The organism is Planomonospora algeriensis (assembly GCF_977012225.1).
In genome coordinates, this window is the sequence record NZ_CDRNDK010000840.1 from 1 (window position 1) to 1,439 (window position 1,439).

A 1,439-nucleotide genomic window follows, 5' to 3' on the forward strand; every position below is an offset into this window, starting at 1 on the left:
TCCCCGGGCCACCGGGCCCTCCCCGGTGGCCCGGAGCGGCGGGCCCCCCGGGCCACCGGGGTGCCCAGGTCGGAGACGGCTCCGGAGGCGGCCTCGGGCCGGAACGCGGGCGGGGTCACGGGAGACCGGCCGGTACCGGGAAGGGGGAGCCCGATCGTGGGACGGGCGACCATCATCGTCCGGTTGGCGTCGAACTCCTCGTCCGGCCCCGTACCGGTCCCGGGACCGCTCCCGGCACCGCTCCCCGTGCCGTCCCCGGCCCAGGCCCCCGCCCGGCCCTCGGAGCCGGGTCCGGCGGGGTGACGGGACGGGGAACCGGCCCCGCCCGCCGTGGGAGCGGGCGCCGCCGGAGGCCGAGACGCCTCGGGGGGCGCCGACGGCGCCAAGGGGGTGTCGGCCACCGCCCGGAGCATGGCGATCGCCTGGGAGGGCGTGAGCCGTACCGTGTGGTCCTTCTCCAGCAGTTGCTCCAGGACCGGGCGGAGCGGGCCCGCCTGGACCGGCGGGTCGACGTTCTCGGTCATCAGCGCGGCGAGCGTCTCGGCCATCGTGGACCGTTCGTAGGCCGGACGGCCCTCGACCGCGAAGTACAGCGTGGCCCCGAGCGACCAGAGGTCGGACTCGGGCCCGGTGTGCTCCCCGCGGGCCCGTTCGGGCGCGGTGTACCCCGGGGAACCGATCACCATGCCGGTCTGGGTGAGGCTCGTGTCCCCCTCGGCCTTGGCGATGCCGAAGTCGGTCAGGACCACCCGGCCGCTCTCGGTGATCAGCACGTTCCCGGGCTTCACGTCGCGGTGGAGCACGCCCTGGGCGTGGGCGGCGCGCAGCGCGTCCAGCAGGTCCACCCCGATCGCGGCCACGAGCCGGGGCGGGAGGGGGCCCTCCTCCTCGACCACCTGCTCCAGGGAGCGGGCCTGGACCAGCTCCATGATGATCCACGGGCTGCCGTCCTCGATGATCGCATCGTGGACGGTGGCGACTGAAGGGTGGCTGATGCGGGCGGCGGTACGACCCTCACGGATCATGCGCTCCCGCAGTTCGGCGCGCTGTGCCTCGCTGAGTCCGGGTTCCTGGCGGATCTCCTTGATCGCCACCTCGCGGCCCAGGGAACGGTCGTGGGCACGCCAAACGGTGCCCATCGTCCCCCGGCCGAGCGGGGTGATCAGCTCATAACGGCCAGCGAGCACGCGCGTCTGCTGTTCCGGCATGAGAAGAAGATAAGCGATTCCTCCTTGAGGAACGCTTTAGCCTCGCTTGCGGAGTTCCTTGGGCCAGAGGCTGCGGGGCAGCATCAGCCGGATGACCGGCGACATGAAGCGGACCAGGGGGCGCGGCGCGGGCCTCGGCGCCAGCGGCGGTTTGCGGTGGTTTCCCTCGGCGGGGCGCCGGTGTCCGCGGGGCGGCGGCACCGGGGTCGCGACGGCGGCGGAGGCGGAATG

General features: G+C 74.4%; 1 protein-coding gene and 1 pseudogene. Both read right to left on the reverse strand.

All coding sequences use genetic code 11. The features are described from left to right. Nucleotides 1-1,208, reverse strand: a 1,208-nt coding sequence (locus tag ACWJ6R_RS36255; RefSeq protein WP_449066533.1) for a serine/threonine-protein kinase, incomplete at its 3' end; no start/stop codon positions are given. A gap of 36 nt (nucleotides 1,209-1,244) precedes the next feature. Then, nucleotides 1,245-1,439: pseudogene (locus ACWJ6R_RS36260) on the reverse strand (serine/threonine-protein kinase); the annotation flags it as partial.